Source organism: Mesorhizobium sp. M0983 (assembly GCF_040318975.1).
Lineage (GTDB): Bacteria > Pseudomonadota > Alphaproteobacteria > Rhizobiales > Rhizobiaceae > Mesorhizobium.
Map to the genome: position 1 here is coordinate 57,730 of NZ_JAMYNH010000003.1, position 12,885 is coordinate 70,614.

The following is a 12,885-nucleotide window of genomic DNA, read 5'->3' on the forward strand; positions in this document are numbered from 1 at the left end:
TTACCGCATGATCATGCGCTGTTTGTCGCGGTTTTGCGCATAGCTGCCCTTGTCATAGGCGGCCTGCGCCTCGAGCTGCTCCTTGGTGAAGTTCGTGTAGAGATAGCGCTTGCCGTTCTTGTCGGTCATGAATTTCAGGTTGTCCATACCGACTGCCACCTCCTTCTCGCCGACGCCGAGGAAGCCGCCGACGTCGATGATGACTGCGTCGACCTTCTTGTCGCCGCTCAGCACGACGTCGCCGATCTCGCCGACATTGGCATCATTGGCGCCGTAAACGGTTGTTCCAACCAGATCCTCGGCCCGGATTTCGCCTATCGGCATTTCAGTCAGCGTCGACTTGTCGATCGAGCCGGTCTTGGTCTGGTCGGCCGCGGAATTAGCCGTGGGCGCCGGCGCCGGGGCATTTTGAGCCGTTTTACTGGCTTGGTCAGTGTTGCTGGTCGTCGCGGTGTTGCTGGCCGTCACGGTAGGCGTGACGGTGGCAGGCGCAGTAGCCGCGGCATCGTTCGACGCAGTGGTTGCCGGGGCCGGATCATAGGCCTTGCGGTTGAAGTCCGGCTGTGCCTGCAGCTCTTCCTTGGTCGTTTGCGCGACCAGCCAGCGATCGCCGTTCCTCTCGGCCCACTGCGCCTTGTCGAAATCATAGGCGACGTTCTTTTCGCCGATGCCGAGGAAGCCGCCGACACCGATGATCAGCGATTGCGCCTTGGCTTCCTTGTTGATGACGATGTCGTTCACGTCACCGATGTTTTGGGCGTCGTCGCCGGTGCCGTTATAGACGGTCTCGCCGATGATATTGGTGGCGAGATTGCCCTCGGCGCGCTTCACTGGCTCAGCCGGCGCGGCAGGCGCCGGGGTTGTATTTTGCGCGCTGGTGGAAGGGGCGGCAGGCGCCGCATTATCCGCCGAAGCTGGTGGCGGAGGCGGATCGTAAGGCCTCCGGTCGAAATCCGGCTGAGCCGTCAACTCATCCTTCGTCGTTTGCGCTATCAGCCAACGGTCGCCATTTCTTTCGGCCCATTGCATCTTTTTGTAGTCGAAAGCGACGTTCTTGGTTCCTATGCCAAGAAAACCGCCGACGCCGATGACGACGGATTTTACCTCGCCGCGCTCGTCGAAGACGACGTCGCTGATGTTGCCGATATTCTGGGCATCGTCGCCGGTGCCATTATAGACGGATTCGCCGATGATGTTGGTGGCAAGGCTGCCCTCGGCACGTATCGCCGGAGCGGTATCCTGGGCGGCGGGTGGTTGCGCCGGCGCCGGGGTCGTCGCCGATTGCGCAAATGCACCCGTCGCAATCAATGTTGCGACTGCTGTCGTGGTTAAAAGGGTGCGGATCATCTTAGTGTCTCCTCGTCGGTGATTTCGTGCACGCCCTGCCCGCCTGGCGTCACTGCGGGCGCAGCGTCTTCTGCATGTTCACAACGTTGTGACCACACTGTTGTTCCGAAAAAAGCCGCGGTGCACCCTGTGCGATGTCAATGGTTCTCGGATTCGCCGCGCTGGTCGAACGGAACATTTTCTCGGCCGCCCCGTTCCACTCCCGGCTGGGGCCCCGCCCCGGCCCGATAGGTGCTGGAAAATGGAACGGCCATGCGGTTTGCAGCGGTGCTGAACAAGGACGGGGGCACCCTGCGCACCATCGATCTTGAGGCCTTCGCCAGCCGGATGCGCGGCACGCTTGAGACTGCCGGCCACTCGATCGATATCGAAATCGTCGCCGGCAAGGATATCGTCGCCACGCTGGACGGCGTAGCTTCCAGGCGCGGCATCGACGTCGTGCTGGCGGGCGGCGGCGACGGCACCATTTCGGCCGCGGCAGCCCGTTTGATGAACGGGGAGAAGGCGCTGGCAATTCTGCCGGCTGGCACAATGAACCTTTTTGCGCGCGGCCTCGGTATTCCGCAGACCCTCGATGCGGCACTGAAATCGTTTGCGGACGGCGAGGTGATGGCGATTGACATTGCAACAGCCAACGGCCGGCCTTTCGTGCATCAATTCTCGATCGGCATGCACGCCAGGATGGTGCAACTGCGCCAGAAGATGGAATTCGGCTCGCGGCTGGGGAAGATGCGTGCCTCGGTGCGAGCCGCTTGGGCAACGATCAACAATCCACCGGCGATGAACGTAACGCTGACGGTCGGTGAGGCCGAGATCAGAACCCGGATCACCGGTATCGGCATCACCAACAATCTGTTCGGCGAGGGCCACCTGCCCTATGCCGACAATCCGGCAGGCGGCGTGCTGGGCATCTATGTCACCGTGGCACGGCGGCGCGGCGAATTGATCAGGTTCCTCTTTGACGTCGCCCGTGGGAAATGGCGCGGCAACGAGCATGTCGAAATCCATCAGGCAAACCGCGCCGTTTTGAAAATCCATTCGACGAACAGGAAAGTTCAGGCCGTCATGGACGGCGAACTGGTAAAGCTCGATCGCGAGACGACCGTCGAAATCCATCCGCGCGCGTTGAATGTTCTCGTCCCGGCGCGCGCCGCCGAGGCAAAGGTTGCCTGACGTGAGGTAGCGTGATGTGGGGTTGCGTGATGCGGGTTGGCACGAGAGATGGAGAGAGTCTAGCCGCTGGGTGTGTTGCCCTGCTCGGTCTTAGGCGTCTCGATCATCCAGCCGTAGATTTCGGCGACGCCCCAGGCGATAAAAGCCAGCAACAGCGCGGCGATCAGGATACGAAGGACATGCTGACCCCGCCGCCCTTGACGGGCTTTGTTTTCAGGAACGATTTTTGGCATGGTCTGGCTCCATATTTGGCGCCGGCAGGCGTAGCTAGCAGGGCATTGGCTGGTAACGGCTCCCCGCTGCGAAAGTTCCGGCTCGACAAGGCGGCAAACGGGCCGGTTGGCCTGATCAATCAGCGGGGCCGGCCACTGGGGGCGTAGTGGACGACAATAGCCAGACAAAGCCGGCCCTGCCGGTCGATATTCGCCATGTGGTGGGCGCTGCGGACCGCCTTGCCGTGCTGCACGGCCTCGACGCGCTGGATACGGCTGCCGACCCTGATTTCGACCGTATCAGCGGTCTTGCCGCTTCGGCGATGCAAACGCCTGTCGCACTGATCACGCTGGTCGATGCCGAGCGGCAGTGGTTCAAGTCCTGTATCGGCCTCAACGAGACCGAAACCGCAACCGAGACATCGTTCTGCGCCTATACCATCGCAGCCGGCGACGTGCCGATGGTGGTGGCCGACGCGGCGACGGATCCGCGGTTCAAAGCCAATCCGCTGGTCACCGGCGAGCATCATATCCGCTTTTACGCCGGCGTGCCGATCGTAGTCGACGGCGCACTGATCGGCACGCTCTGCGTGCTCGACCGGAAGCCGCACGCACGTCCCTCTTCTGTCCAGATCGACCAACTGTCGGCGCTAGCTGGCCTCGCCGCGAGCCTGTTCACGCTGAAGGATGCAACCCGCAGCGCAGCGATTGCCGAGGCCGCACTGGCTCGAGAGGAAAAGCGGCGCGCTATTGCGCTCGATGCAGCTTCGCTCGCCAGTTGGGCATGGGATATCCGCAGCGACATGATCGACTGCGATGTCCTGCTGTCCGAATTGTTCAACTTGCCCAAGTCGAACAGGCTGAGAGCGCGCGACATCCTGACCGCCATCGACCCGCGCGACGTTCATCAGACCGAAACACGCTTTCGCGACGCGCTGACCGGCAGCGACGATTATTTTGGCGAATACCGTGTCAAAGGCCTCGATCCGCCGCGATGGATCGCAACGCGCGGCCGCGTCATAGAGCGCGACGGCGAGGGCAAGCCGACGCTGATCTTCGGCGTCAACTACGACATCACCGAACGCAAGCTTGGCGAAGAACGTCAACGGCTGTTGCTGCGCGAGCTCAATCACCGCGTCAAGAACACTTTGGCAACCGTACAGGCGCTGGCGACGCAGACCGTTCGCCATGCCCGTCAGCCAAGCGAATTCCTTGAAGCTTTCAGCGCCAGGCTGCAGGCGCTGGGCGTTGCGCACAGCCTGCTGTCGGACCGCGAGTGGCGCGGCATCGGCATTCGGGAGTTGGTGGAGATCGAAGTAAAGCCGTTTCAAACCGCTGGACAATCGCGCATGGCGATCTCCGGCACCGATGTCCTGCTCTCACCCGACCAGGCAGTCGGACTCGGCCTGATCCTGCATGAACTGGCAAGTAACGCACTACAACATGGGGCGCTCTCGGTTTCTTCCGGAAAGGTCGATCTCAATTGGAAGGTGCAAGGCAGGAAGGGTGCACGACGTCTGTTGCTGGCTTGGCGTGAAAGCGGCGGCCCGCGGGTTGCGCCGCCCGAACGCCATGGCTTCGGCTCGATCCTGATCCGCCGCAGCCTGGCCAAGGTCATTTCCAGCGAGGTGACCCATGAATTCCGGCCCGACGGCGTAATCGCGGAAATATCGATGCCGCTCGACGATTTGTGACGCGAGGATTTTTCGACCGGGCGCCAGAATCGTTTGGGCCGAACTATCCGCTTCCGAACTATTTCCCTTTGCCGGTATCCGGATCGTCGGAGTCGGGCTTCACGTTCTCGCGGTAGATGGCGTAGGCTGCGAGTGCTATCGCCGGGCCGAGAATGGCGCCCAATCCGCCCTTCGCCACGCCACCTTTGCCCTTGAGCAGCGCCGGCAGCACGGCGAGTGCTGCGGCGATGCCGACCGCCTTCATGTCGGCGTTGCGTCGCTTCGCCCGGCGTCTGGCGCGCGAGCCGGCCGACATCCGGTAGACGAGCAGGATGAGACCGGCGATTGCCAGAAAGCCGATCCCGAAGCTCAACGACGCTGCCATCGGTCCATAGCGGGCCGCCGTCCAGATATAGGCTGCCCCGACTAGGAAGCCGAGGCCGCACAGCGCCGCGAGTGCTGCGACCGAATAGACCATCGCAGCGACGCGCGCGCGTTGTATCGCCGCAATGGTTTCGCCCGAGGCGAGGCCCGAGATCAGCGATGCAAGCATTCCCATGCGTGCAGAACTAGCGGCGCGCGAGGAGTGCGAAGAGGAACCCGACGCCTGCGGCGATCGCCAGCGAAGTCACAGGCTTTTCGCGCATATGGGCTATCAGCTGCGCCTCGATGTCTTTGGCGTTGCTGCGCAGGCTGTCGAAGGCTGCTTCGCCCTGGGTTCGCAACTGCTCGACGCCCTCGGCGGCGGCGCGCCGCGCAGCCCCGTAGCCATGTTCGCCAGTTTTGGCCAACAGCTTGGTAAGTTGGTCGATGTCGGCCTTCAGTTGTGCGATGTCGGCCTCAATATCGGAATTCGTGCGGGCTTCGTTCGCGGCCTTTCCTGCGGCAGTCGCCATTGCTTCACTCTCCTTGCTTTTGCTCGGTCGAAAACGCCCAACAGACCCCAAGGTTCCGGCACGAACCTCTTCTAACCCTATCTCCGGCAGCGCTCGTTGCAAATGCCTTGCAAGGGCCGCGGCCGACGCATCCGCCGGCATGTCTTTTTTAAATGACAGCATGCCAAATAGCGATCATGACTTCCCCGGTTTGAAGATAGAGACGCATTTAAGGAGATATTGCTGCGTGGGCCCATCGCTTGACGGTTTGCGGATTCTTATCCTGGAAGATGAGTTCCTGATTGCCATGGATATCGAGCAGCTTTGTCGCGACTACGGCGCGCTCGATGTGGTCATCGCCCGTGATCTGACTGAGATCGAACAGCAAGACGTTGCCGCGCAGTTCGACGTGGCCATCGTCGACCTCATGCTGAGCGGCGTTTCGACGCTTCAATTTGCTTCACGGCTGCGTGAAGCTGGCATCCCGTTCGTCTTCGCCTCGGGCCAGTCGGATATGGACGAGATCAAGAAATCCTTTCCCGGCGTCAGACTGGTCACCAAGCCCTATTCGGGAGACGATCTCGTCGAGGCAGTGGCAGCGGCCTGCAGGCGCTGAGGGCGCGGAGCGGCTCGAACACGCCCACGCTTCACGCTGCCGTCGACCCCGTTACCTGAGCCGAAATTGCGTCCGGGCCATACTCGTCTTCACCGGAGATCTTCAAGATTTCCTGCAGCCGCGTGCGGGCGCGGCTGACGCGGCTCTTGATCGTTCCGACGGCGCAGCCGCAGATCTCGGCCGCTTCCTCGTAGGAAAAGCCCGATGCGCCGATGAGGATAATGGCTTCGCGCTGGTCTTCGGGCAGCAACTCGAGCGCGCCGCGAAAGTCTTCGAGGTCAAGCTGGCCGTGCTGGGCCGGATGAACGGCAAGTCTGGCCGTCATGACGCCATCGCTGTCCTGCACCTCGCGGCCGCGCTTGCGCATCTGCGAATAGAATTCGTTGCGCAAGATCGTGAACAGCCATGCCTTCAGATTGGTGCCGGGCTGGAAGCTTTCATGCTTGTCCCAGGCCTTGACTAATGTTTCCTGCACCAGGTCGTCGGCCTTGTCGGCATTTTGCGTCAGCGACACGGCAAAAGCCCGCAGGCTCGGGATCGAGCCGAGCAAGTCGGTCTTGAAGCCCTGGGAGACGGCCGCCATGCCTCAGTCCTTCTTCTGTACAGGTTCGGCCTTTTCCAACTGGCTGAGCAGTTGTGCGAAGCGATCCGGCACATTGTCGGAGACCAGCTCGTCGTAATATTGTTTGAGTTTGCGGCCGATTTCCGAGTTCGGCCCAAGCGGGTCGCGGGAAGCAGCCCGGCGCCCGTTGCCAACGCCAGCCGTGGTAGCTTTCGTCATGTTCTTCATTTCGCCCTTTGTCCCAGCCTTAAGCCGCCCTTCAACACATAACGCAAGGCAAGCGGCAGCCTCGTCTGGTTGCCCAACCCCGCCCTAAACGCCAGCCCGCATACTTAGTTCCGCATGACCGGAACTTTTTCGCACAACCCGCGTTTTTAACTTTGGGCTTGCGAACCGTTTTTAGCTGTAACATGTAATCACGTCATATGAGGGAGACGTCCGATATGAGCCTATCAGCAACCATCGCTCCGCACCTGCCGTTCCTGCGCCGCTTCTCGCGCGCGGTATCCGGATCGCAGGAGAGCGGCGACGCGTTGGTCGCCGCAATGCTCGAGGCCATCATTGCCGATGTCGATATCTTTCCGGACGCATCGAACGACCGCATCGCACTCTACAAGGTCTTTGCCAAGCTCTTCACCTCGGTGGCCATTCGCGTTCCGCAGGAGCATGCCCAATCGGCATGGGAGCAGCGCGCCGCGGCCAATCTGAATGCAATCGCGCCTCGTCCCCGCCAAGCCTTTCTGCTGGTCGCCGTCGAAGGCTTCAGCGAAGACGAGGCGGCGGAGATTCTCGACGTCGACGAACAGGAATTCTCAGAACTTCTCGCTCAGGCGAGCAACGAGATCTCCCGTCAGGTGGCAACCGACGTGCTGATCATCGAGGATGAGCCGCTGATCGCCATGGATATCGAGGAAATGGTCGAAAGCCTCGGCCACCGCGTCGTCGGAACAGCGCGCACCCACGCGGAGGCGGTGGCGATGTTCGGCAAGGCGCGGCCAAAGATGGTGCTTGCCGATATTCAGCTCGCCGACGGCAGTTCGGGCATCGCGGCCGTCAATGAAATCCTGTCGTCCACCTCGGTGCCGGTGATCTTCATCACCGCCTTTCCCGAGCGGTTGCTCACCGGCGAGCGGCCGGAACCGGCTTTCCTCGTCACCAAGCCATTCAACCCGGATATGGTCAAGGCTCTTATCAGCCAGGCCCTGTTCTTTGACCGGCACGCGAAGGCCGCGGCATAAAACAGCTGGCGACCGAGTTGCGGCCGCCAGGGTGTGGGATAGCCACTCCCCTTGGACCGGATGGGGGCGTGACGCCGACTTAACACACGACAGCCAACTGCTGCCGAACCTGACGAGAACCTTTTCGCACACACCGCAGCAATTCGGGCCGTAACGATTTTCAGCATCGTCTTTTTCGGGAAATGGTGGAACAAACGGAGGCGAATCACGTTTTCACCGCAGCATTGGAAGGAGATGGATCATGCTTTACTGGGCGCTCGTATTTCTCGTCGTGGCGATCATCGCCGGTGCGCTTGGTTTCGGCGGCATCGCTGGCACTTCGGCCGGCATAGCGCAGATATTGTTCTTCATCTTTCTCGCCTTCCTGATCATATCGCTTATTGCCGGCCTGATCAGACGGGCGTGAATGCCAAGCGGCCATTCAAGCGAACACTGGAAGCCGCACCCCTCAAACGGTTTCCAGCCACCGCCGGGCAGTGTCCTCCAACGGGATGCCGCTCGGCGGACCGCTTTTTAGGGCTCGATCCGAAGCTCCTCCTTTTGGAACCCATTTTTCCGTGAGCCGTTCAGCCCGACGTGGGTTGAGCAAATTACCGATGCGTTCCAGAGTCGGAAAAATGAAAGACCGCGGCCAGAGGGATGAGATCATCGCTCTGCATCCCGCCGAAAGCGGAATGCAGCTTGGCCGAGCCCTTCTCCACGCCTTGCACAATGCCGGGATTTCCGTTCTATACCAGGATCGCGAGATGAAGACGGTGTGGGCGCGCAACATGCGCGCACCATGGACCTCTGATGCCTCCGACAACAACGGCATCTTGCCGCCGGCGCAGGCAGAGCGTATCGGCGCCGCCAAGCACGACGTCATCGTCTCCGGCAATCCTCAACATCTCGAACTCAGCGTGCCGGCCGATGATGGCGCCCGCTGGTTTCAGGTATGGATCGACGCCGACCGCAGCGAGACCGGCGCGGTGCAGGGCGTCGTGACCACCATGGTCGAAACAACCGAGCAGAAACGCCGGGAGCAGACGCTGAAGGCGCTGCTGCGCGAGGTCAGTCACCGCTCCAAGAACCTTTTGGCCATCATCCAGAGCATCGCCACCCAGACGGGGCGTTATTCCGGCAGCATTGACGATTTCCTGACGCGTTTCCGGGGCCGATTGCAGTCGCTGGCCTCCTCGCAGGACCTAGTTACGTCATCCAACTGGCGGGGAGCGGCGCTGCGCGAGCTGGTTTCCGGTCAGGTCGGAAGGTACGGCGCGGACCCCATGCACAGCCTGCGTTTCCGCGGCGCAAATCCATATCTCAATCCCAATGCTGCCTTGCACATCGGCTTGGCCATGCATGAGCTCGCCGTCAATTCGGTCAGCTATGGCGCGCTGTCGCGCAGCGATGGTTTCGTCGAGGTGACGGCCGATCTGACGGCCGCTTCCGCTGGCGAGCCTGCGCTGTCGCTGACATGGGCCGAAGTGATCGGAGCCAACGACAATCAACGCAGCGAGAAGCGTTTTGGCAGCGTCGCACTTGAACGCGTCGTGCCCACTTCGTTGAATGGAACGGCGACACTTGAGATCACCGGGAACCGCCTCGAATACCGTCTTGTCGTTCCTCACGGCAATTTCGAGACGGATTGAACGAACGGCGGCCGCAGGAAGAAGGCTGGCTGCATCACCCCGCCTTAACCGACTGTTCACCATAAAGTCCGATCCTGTCCGAACGTGCCGATTCAGCGGACATTGATTGAGTTTGGCACAATATGAAAGGAATGGGCCTTGACGGCTGCCGACTTGAACAGACTGGAACAGGCCGCTCGCGTCTCGATGGGCGGTTTTCAGGATCCCGACGTGTCCGCAGCGCCCGCGCCTCGTGCTTTGCCCCTTCGCTTCGCCGCCTTTGCGCTTATGGCCGCGATCGTCCTGACCGCCGCGTCCCAGTTGATCTGATCGAGCTCGCCTCTGCTTGATTCCTTTGAAACCGCGGCCGAGTGCACGGCGGCGCGCCCCCGTTCGCGGTCATCGACCGGCAGGGCCAAGCCCAACATGTCGGCGCCAAATGTCTTGCCGTCGATCCTGCGCTCGAGGACGGCTATGACAGGATTGTCTGGAATGTGCATCCCGACGCCACGCTCGATGCGTCCTTGGAGATTTCCGAGTTCGTGGTAGCATCGAACGGCGCACGTCCGAAAAGACTATCTTAATCAACAATGAAATCGTGCGCGCAGAGGCCGCACTTTCATGCTAGATGGCGGCTGGAGCTTGTTAAAGTGAGGACAAAGTGAGGATGACTCCATGCGGAAGATGATTATTGCCATGGTTGCCGTGGTTGCGGTCAGCGGCTGCACCACCACGGAAGAGAACGTGGGTATCGGCACTGTGGGCGGCGCGCTTATTGGTGGCGCTGTCGGCGGCGGCAAGGGCGCTTTGATCGGCGCTGGCGCTGGTGCGATTGGCGGTCTGCTGGTTCGCCGCCTGCAAAATGGCTACTGCCAATACAGAGATCGTCACGGCCGGATCTACACAGCTCGCTGCAACTAGTTTCGAGTTCCAGGCGAACAGCAAACGCGGAGGCAGACCACCTGTCTCCGCGTTTGCACTTCCAAAGCGCTGTCGCGATGCGGCTCACGAGACGGCGTTTCAAGCCGGCAGCGGAACCTTGATTTCCACGTTCAAGCCGTTTTCGTGAAAATCGCGCCTGATTGTGCCACGCAACTCGCGTGTGACGTTGAGATCGATCAGTCTGGTGCCGAAACCGCTCTTCGCCGGTGTCTCGAGCTTCCTCTGCCCGGCCTCGCGCCAGTTGAGAGCCAATGTCCGGGCTCCGCCGCGGCCTTCGAGCGACCAGTCGACCTTGAGCGCACCGACTGAATTGCCGGTTTCGCCATGCTTCAGCGCATTCGTCGCCAGTTCGTGAAAGACGAGGCCGAGTGCCTGCGTCGTCTTTTCGTCGAGAAGAACCTCCGGTCCCGACAACAGCCCTTCAGGAAGCTCGCTTCCGAACACCTGGCCAAGCTCGATGCGCAGCAGGTCGCCGAGATCGGCTTTCTGCCAGCGTGAGCGCGTCAGCATGTCCTGGGAAGCCGCCATCGCCTGCAGCCGAGCCGAAAATGATGCCGAGAACTCTTGGACGTCGGCGGTGTGCGATGCTGTCTGGCGCGCGATTGCCAGCACCCGCGTGATCGAGTTCTTGATGCGATGCTTCATCTCCTGCAGCATCAGGTCTTTTTCCAGCAGGCTCTTTTCGGTCGTTTCGTGAAGCAGCGAGACCGCCTCATAGGCCCGCTCCTGATAGCGGGCCACCAGCGCGATGGCGCCCGCAAGCAGTAGCCCGAACAATCCGAGCATCACCGGAATGGCACGCGAGGAAGGTTGCGAGAAAGCACTTGTCGGCCTGAACAGGACGACCCACGGCCGACCGGCAACGGTGATCTTGCGGGTGATCAGCAGCCTGTCGCCAAGGGCTGAAACAGGCGGCGTTTCCGACTGGAACAGCAGGTTGTCACTGTTCACAGCGCCGTCATAGATTTCGGTGTTGACCGGCAACAGAGGTGCCCGGCTGAGCGCAGCCTGGAACAGGTCCCGGGAGCGGAAGGCCGCATAGAGGAAGCCGGCAGTCGAAGATCTCGATGCGTTGACGGCGTCCGGCGCGGTTTCGACATTGAGCCGGACGAAGACGAGGAATCCGGTGAAGGTCTGCGCGGCACCCGTATCCTTGCCGAGCTGCACGAGCCCGCTGGCGTGCAGCTGGTCGTCGACCATCGCCTTTTCGATCGCCTCGCGCCGCACCGGCCCGGTGAACATATCATAACCGATGCTGGATTTATTGGACGGGTCCAGCGGCTCGAACAGCACGATGGGCGTACGCCACGGCAAGTTCGTGTCGGGATAGATCGGATGGCTTGCGCCGTGATCGTGCAGGATATCGCGCTCGACCGCCGCCTCGTTTTCAGTTTTCGCCAGGCGGAGGAAGCCGATGCCGCGCAGGCCGGCGAAATTATTGTCGATGTCGAGCGCGTTGAAGAAAGCCTTGAACTCGCCTTGCGAGATACCGCCATTGCGCGCATCGAACAATGCCCGGGTTGAGCGCAGCAGCGACAGGTCCAGGTCGATGCGGCTTTCGATCCGGTTAAGCGCGTCGTCCGCCGTCGCCTCGAATTTTATACGGGCGGCTTCCTGGGTGGCAAAATAGGCAAAACCCGCCATCGTCAGGCTGATCAGCGCGACGGCGATGAAAGCTACGGTCGGAAAGAGTTTCTTCAATTGCCGATACGTCCCGTGGACGGTTCGGCATCTTTATGGGCAACTCCCGACGCCAACACAATGGCGAGGCCAAAGCATGGTGACTGCTGGCACATTTTGGCGACTTGTGATTAGCCGGCTAATTCTCGTTCAGGCCGCGATCTTCAGGGCGCCCGGCCCTGGGATGGCGCCGGGCGGGCACTTGCCGAGGATGATCATACCGAGCACCTCGTCCTGGGTGACATCGGTCGTGCGCGCCGTGCCGACAACCCGACCGTTCTTCATGACGCAGACGCGGTCGGCAAGCTCGAACACGTCATGGATGTCATGGCTGATCAGGAAGATGCCGATGCCGTCGGCCTTGAGCTGCCTGACCAGTTCGCCGACCTGTGCCGTCTCCTGCGGCCCGAGTGCCGCTGTCGGCTCGTCCATGATCAGGATGCGGGCGTTGAACAGGATGGCGCGGGCGATCGCAACCGACTGCCGCTGGCCGCCCGAAAGCTTTACCACCGGCTCCTTGAAGCGTTGGAAGCGCGGATTGAGCCTGCCCATCACCTTGCGCGCCTCAGCCTCCATGGCGACGTCGTCGAGCGTACCCCAGCCGGTCATCAGCTCACGGCCGAGAAACAGGTTGGCAGCCGCGTCGACATTGTCGGCCAGCGCCAGCGTCTGGTAGATCGTCTCGATACCGTACTTCTTGGCGTCGCGGGGATTGGAGATCGAAGCCTCCTCGCCGTTGACGAAAATCTGGCCCGCATCGCGCTTGTAGGCGCCGGACAGGATTTTTATCAACGTCGATTTGCCGGCACCGTTATGGCCGAGCAAAGCCATCACCTCGCCCGGAAAAAGATCGACCGAGGCATCGTCGACGGCGCGAATGCCGCCGAAGGCGATCGAGATGTTGCGCATGTCGATCAGCGGCGTGCCCGTGGGAGCGGTCCTGTCTGCCATGCTCGT

Annotated in this window: 16 protein-coding genes; 8 read left to right on the forward strand and 8 right to left on the reverse strand. The window is 61.3% G+C overall.

Annotated features, from left to right (window positions below; all coding sequences use genetic code 11):
• Positions 1-1,347 carry a PRC-barrel domain-containing protein gene (locus NKH71_RS06720; RefSeq protein ID WP_352480849.1) on the reverse strand — a complete coding sequence of 449 codons (1,347 nt, stop codon included), beginning with the start codon at positions 1,345-1,347 and terminating at the stop codon, positions 1-3.
• A gap of 252 nt (positions 1,348-1,599) precedes the next feature.
• Here NKH71_RS06720 and NKH71_RS06725 point away from each other — a divergent pair, with 252 nt between their 5' ends.
• The gene (locus NKH71_RS06725; protein ID WP_352547166.1) at positions 1,600-2,520 is read left to right on the forward strand and encodes a diacylglycerol/lipid kinase family protein; all 921 of its coding nucleotides are present in this window, start codon (positions 1,600-1,602) and stop codon (positions 2,518-2,520) included.
• Between the two features lie 59 nt (positions 2,521-2,579).
• Here the strand turns inward: NKH71_RS06725 and NKH71_RS06730 are convergent, their stop codons facing one another.
• A complete protein-coding gene (locus NKH71_RS06730) occupies positions 2,580-2,753 on the reverse strand; it encodes a hypothetical protein (protein ID WP_023720914.1) in 174 nt (57 codons plus the stop codon).
• A 146-nt stretch (positions 2,754-2,899) separates the two neighbouring features.
• Here NKH71_RS06730 and NKH71_RS06735 point away from each other — a divergent pair, with 146 nt between their 5' ends.
• The gene (locus NKH71_RS06735) at positions 2,900-4,426 is read left to right on the forward strand and encodes a sensor histidine kinase (protein WP_352788837.1); all 1,527 of its coding nucleotides are present in this window, start codon (positions 2,900-2,902) and stop codon (positions 4,424-4,426) included.
• A 58-nt stretch (positions 4,427-4,484) separates the two neighbouring features.
• On the opposite strand, the gene NKH71_RS06740 is transcribed toward NKH71_RS06735, so the two are convergent.
• A complete protein-coding gene (locus NKH71_RS06740; RefSeq protein ID WP_023720916.1) occupies positions 4,485-4,964 on the reverse strand; it encodes a hypothetical protein in 480 nt (159 codons plus the stop codon).
• A 10-nt stretch (positions 4,965-4,974) separates the two neighbouring features.
• Positions 4,975-5,301, reverse strand: a complete 327-nt coding sequence (locus tag NKH71_RS06745) for an ElaB/YgaM/YqjD family protein (RefSeq protein WP_023720917.1) — start codon at positions 5,299-5,301, stop codon at positions 4,975-4,977.
• Positions 5,302-5,527: 226 nt separating this feature from the next.
• Here NKH71_RS06745 and NKH71_RS06750 point away from each other — a divergent pair, with 226 nt between their 5' ends.
• Positions 5,528-5,896, forward strand: a complete 369-nt coding sequence (locus tag NKH71_RS06750; RefSeq protein WP_352480853.1) for a response regulator — start codon at positions 5,528-5,530, stop codon at positions 5,894-5,896.
• 31 nt (positions 5,897-5,927) lie between these two features.
• Here the strand turns inward: NKH71_RS06750 and NKH71_RS06755 are convergent, their stop codons facing one another.
• Both NKH71_RS06755 and NKH71_RS06760 read right to left on the reverse strand, forming a co-directional pair.
• Positions 5,928-6,479 carry a sigma-70 family RNA polymerase sigma factor gene (locus NKH71_RS06755; protein WP_023678544.1) on the reverse strand — a complete coding sequence of 184 codons (552 nt, stop codon included), beginning with the start codon at positions 6,477-6,479 and terminating at the stop codon, positions 5,928-5,930.
• Positions 6,480-6,482: 3 nt separating this feature from the next.
• On the reverse strand, positions 6,483-6,686 hold the full coding sequence (locus NKH71_RS06760) for a NepR family anti-sigma factor (RefSeq protein ID WP_023720919.1): 204 nt from the start codon (positions 6,684-6,686) through the stop codon (positions 6,483-6,485).
• A gap of 215 nt (positions 6,687-6,901) precedes the next feature.
• Between NKH71_RS06760 and NKH71_RS06765 the strand changes: the two genes are divergently transcribed.
• The 5 genes from NKH71_RS06765 (at position 6,902) to NKH71_RS06785 (ending at position 10,227) form a co-directional block, all read left to right on the forward strand.
• Positions 6,902-7,696 (forward strand): response regulator, encoded by a 795-nt coding sequence (locus NKH71_RS06765; RefSeq protein ID WP_023678542.1) that lies wholly within the window; start codon positions 6,902-6,904, stop codon positions 7,694-7,696.
• 241 nt (positions 7,697-7,937) lie between these two features.
• The gene (locus NKH71_RS06770; RefSeq protein ID WP_023678541.1) at positions 7,938-8,102 is read left to right on the forward strand and encodes a DUF1328 domain-containing protein; all 165 of its coding nucleotides are present in this window, start codon (positions 7,938-7,940) and stop codon (positions 8,100-8,102) included.
• A gap of 190 nt (positions 8,103-8,292) precedes the next feature.
• Complete coding sequence (locus tag NKH71_RS06775; RefSeq protein ID WP_352515608.1) at positions 8,293-9,327, forward strand: sensor histidine kinase; 1,035 nt, start codon at positions 8,293-8,295, stop codon at positions 9,325-9,327.
• A gap of 138 nt (positions 9,328-9,465) precedes the next feature.
• Positions 9,466-9,636, forward strand: a complete 171-nt coding sequence (locus NKH71_RS06780; protein ID WP_352494195.1) for a hypothetical protein — start codon at positions 9,466-9,468, stop codon at positions 9,634-9,636.
• Positions 9,637-9,981: 345 nt separating this feature from the next.
• Positions 9,982-10,227, forward strand: a complete 246-nt coding sequence (locus tag NKH71_RS06785) for a YMGG-like glycine zipper-containing protein (RefSeq protein WP_006328050.1) — start codon at positions 9,982-9,984, stop codon at positions 10,225-10,227.
• 99 nt (positions 10,228-10,326) lie between these two features.
• Here the strand turns inward: NKH71_RS06785 and NKH71_RS06790 are convergent, their stop codons facing one another.
• Both NKH71_RS06790 and NKH71_RS06795 read right to left on the reverse strand, forming a co-directional pair.
• A complete protein-coding gene (locus tag NKH71_RS06790) occupies positions 10,327-11,949 on the reverse strand; it encodes a CHASE domain-containing protein (RefSeq protein WP_352547163.1) in 1,623 nt (540 codons plus the stop codon).
• A 129-nt stretch (positions 11,950-12,078) separates the two neighbouring features.
• A complete protein-coding gene (locus NKH71_RS06795) occupies positions 12,079-12,879 on the reverse strand; it encodes an ATP-binding cassette domain-containing protein (RefSeq protein ID WP_023720922.1) in 801 nt (266 codons plus the stop codon).
• Positions 12,880-12,885: the final 6 nt, after the last annotated feature.

Excerpts from the sequence above, each read along its gene's own strand:
- NKH71_RS06745 (WP_023720917.1), bottom strand. The coding sequence starts at position 5,301 with ATGGCGACTGCCGCAGGAAAGGCCGCGAACGAAGCCCGCACGAATTCC.
- NKH71_RS06730 (WP_023720914.1), bottom strand. The coding sequence starts at position 2,753 with ATGCCAAAAATCGTTCCTGAAAACAAAGCCCGTCAAGGGCGGCGGGGT.
- NKH71_RS06770 (WP_023678541.1), top strand. The coding sequence starts at position 7,938 with ATGCTTTACTGGGCGCTCGTATTTCTCGTCGTGGCGATCATCGCCGGT.
- NKH71_RS06775 (WP_352515608.1), top strand. The coding sequence starts at position 8,293 with ATGCGTTCCAGAGTCGGAAAAATGAAAGACCGCGGCCAGAGGGATGAG.
- NKH71_RS06765 (WP_023678542.1), top strand. The coding sequence starts at position 6,902 with ATGAGCCTATCAGCAACCATCGCTCCGCACCTGCCGTTCCTGCGCCGC.
- NKH71_RS06785 (WP_006328050.1), top strand. The coding sequence starts at position 9,982 with ATGCGGAAGATGATTATTGCCATGGTTGCCGTGGTTGCGGTCAGCGGC.
- NKH71_RS06795 (WP_023720922.1), bottom strand. The coding sequence starts at position 12,879 with ATGGCAGACAGGACCGCTCCCACGGGCACGCCGCTGATCGACATGCGC.
- NKH71_RS06740 (WP_023720916.1), bottom strand. The coding sequence starts at position 4,964 with ATGGGAATGCTTGCATCGCTGATCTCGGGCCTCGCCTCGGGCGAAACC.
- NKH71_RS06755 (WP_023678544.1), bottom strand. The coding sequence starts at position 6,479 with ATGGCGGCCGTCTCCCAGGGCTTCAAGACCGACTTGCTCGGCTCGATC.
- NKH71_RS06760 (WP_023720919.1), bottom strand. The coding sequence starts at position 6,686 with ATGAAGAACATGACGAAAGCTACCACGGCTGGCGTTGGCAACGGGCGC.
- NKH71_RS06720 (WP_352480849.1), bottom strand. The coding sequence starts at position 1,347 with ATGATCCGCACCCTTTTAACCACGACAGCAGTCGCAACATTGATTGCG.
- NKH71_RS06725 (WP_352547166.1), top strand. The coding sequence starts at position 1,600 with ATGCGGTTTGCAGCGGTGCTGAACAAGGACGGGGGCACCCTGCGCACC.